At 66.1% G+C, this 1,933-nt stretch carries 3 protein-coding genes and 1 pseudogene; 3 read left to right on the top strand and 1 reads right to left on the bottom strand.

The window, feature by feature from the left end:
• The coding region (locus AB4Y84_RS20420; RefSeq protein ID WP_442250791.1) for an inorganic diphosphatase at positions 1-197 on the bottom strand (197 nt) is incomplete at its 3' end.
• A gap of 183 nt (positions 198-380) precedes the next feature.
• On the opposite strand from AB4Y84_RS20420, the gene AB4Y84_RS20415 reads away from it, so the two are divergent.
• The 3 genes and pseudogenes from AB4Y84_RS20415 to AB4Y84_RS20405 form a co-directional block, all read left to right on the top strand.
• On the top strand, positions 381-854 hold the full coding sequence (locus AB4Y84_RS20415; RefSeq protein ID WP_442244453.1) for a hypothetical protein: 474 nt from the start codon (positions 381-383) through the stop codon (positions 852-854).
• A gap of 72 nt (positions 855-926) precedes the next feature.
• Positions 927-1,427 carry an RNA polymerase sigma factor gene (locus AB4Y84_RS20410; protein WP_312107180.1) on the top strand — a complete coding sequence of 167 codons (501 nt, stop codon included), beginning with the start codon at positions 927-929 and terminating at the stop codon, positions 1,425-1,427.
• 104 nt (positions 1,428-1,531) lie between these two features.
• Positions 1,532-1,933: pseudogene (locus AB4Y84_RS20405) on the top strand (iron dicitrate transport regulator FecR); the annotation flags it as partial.

The raw sequence follows: 1,933 nt of genomic DNA, 5'->3' as shown, positions 1-1,933 counted from the left end.
TCGCCGCACAGGGTGCTCGGCACGTAGCCGTAGTTGCAGGGGTAGCGCATCGGGGTGGAAAGGATGCGGTCGACGAAGATCGCGCCGGTTTCCTTGTCCACTTCGTACTTCACCGGCTCGGAATCCTTCGGGATCTCGATGATGACGTTGATTTCTTCCGGCGGGTTCTTGCCGGGCGAGACGAGTTCCAGACCCATGGTGTGCTCCAGGTGGGGGATGTAGACGGATAGCTCTCCATTTTATGCCTTTGCCGGTCGCTGTGCAGGGTGGGGGGCTGACGGCACGGCGCGGCAGGGGCCCACGCCGTCGGCCGGGGTTCACCGATGGGGGCGGCGCGTCCAGCCCGGCAGGCTGGACGCACCTTCCCGAGGAGTCCCCGCATGAACGTGTTCGCCCTGCCATTTGGCCTGTTCTGTGCGTTGCTGGCCGCGCCTTCGGCCCAGGCCTTCCCCTACGTCGATCTGATCGACTACCCGCATAAGGAAGCCAACTGGGACCGCTTCTTTGCCCTGGAGGGCCGTCTGCAGCATGGCTTCGACGCGATCTGCGGCGACACCTTCTGCGAGGGCGAGTACAGCGATATCCGTGCCCTGCGCCTTCGCTGTTCGGTGGATGCGGTACGCGGCACCGTCCACGAATGCCTGTGGGCGTTTGCCGCCAGCGATCTGGACGTCTCCCGGAATGACGGCACAGTGGAGGCCCGGCAGCCGACCTGGTTGTGCCGCCTTCCGCTGGAGCCGAGTACTCCGGTGGAGGCCTTCCACACCGCGCTCGCCGCCCGCAACCCGCTGCATGACCCGCTGCCCGGTACCTCGCGGAGTACCTATGATGGCCTGACCGAATGCATTCATTGATGAGAACGTGACTGATTCTCATTAACGGAGTAGCATCCGCGGCGCCTTCCGTCTGTCGTCCCGGTTCCGCGCATGTCCTCCAATGCCGCCTCTCTCACCGAACTGCTGATCCGCGAGCGGCCGGCACTGCTGCGCCGGGTGCAACGCATCCTCGGCGGCGACAATGGTGCCGAGGATGTGATCCAGGCGGTGTGGTTCAAGGCCCGCGGGGTCGACGACAGTCAGGCCATCGACAACCCGCGTGCCTACCTGTTTCGGCTGGCGACCAATCTGGCCACGGACCACGGCCGCGAGTCGACCCGGCGCAACCGTCTGCTGGCCGATCACTACCTGTGGGGGCCGGACGAGGTGATTTCGACCGAGGAACAAGCGATGGCACAGGACGAACTGCAGCGCGTGCTTGACGCGGCGGGGCACCTGCCGGAGCCGACCCGCACCATCTTCCATCTCAATCGCCTGCAGGGCCTGACCCAGGCCGAGATCGCGCGCCGCCTTGGCGTATCGATAACCACGGTCGAGAACCATGTGCGTGGCGCGCTGCAACGCCTGGCTTGGGCGCGCACTGGTCGATGATCGCCCGGACTTGGGGATGAGCTTCGCTGAAACGTCTTGATTACTGGACCGCGGATGCGGTCTAGTTCCCCCGCCCGCGCTTGAATGCGCCTGTCTGCCAGCCAATGAGCCCGCCGAACATGCTGCCCGCCGCCAATGACGATGCCCTGGCCGAACAGGCTCAGGGCTGGATCGCATGGCTGGCATCAGGTGATATCTGCGATGCGCGCATGCACGAGTTCGAGCACTGGCTGCAACTGCCGGGACACCGTCGGGCCTTCGAGCACGAGCGCGCGCTGTGGCGCAGCGTGGGCCCACGCCCGCAGGCTGCGACCGTCGAGCGACGCAGACCACATCGCCTGCGCTGGGCAATGGCGGCCACGGCCGCGCTGGTGATGCTGGTGGCCTGGCCGGAAGCGTGGTTGCGCCTGCAGGCCGATCACCGCAGCACGCATGTCGTGCAGAGCGTGCAGCTGCCTGATGGCAGCCGTGCCGTGCTGGATGCGGACAGTGCAATCGCCGTGCGC

Origin of the sequence: Stenotrophomonas sp. 2YAF22 (assembly GCF_052114665.1) — a bacterium.
In the GTDB taxonomy this organism is placed as follows: Bacteria; Pseudomonadota; Gammaproteobacteria; order Xanthomonadales; family Xanthomonadaceae; genus Stenotrophomonas; species Stenotrophomonas indicatrix.
This window is presented reverse-complemented; position numbering and strand designations above follow the sequence as displayed.

Excerpts from the sequence above, each read along its gene's own strand:
- AB4Y84_RS20415 (WP_442244453.1), top strand. The coding sequence starts at position 381 with ATGAACGTGTTCGCCCTGCCATTTGGCCTGTTCTGTGCGTTGCTGGCC.
- AB4Y84_RS20410 (WP_312107180.1), top strand. The coding sequence starts at position 927 with ATGTCCTCCAATGCCGCCTCTCTCACCGAACTGCTGATCCGCGAGCGG.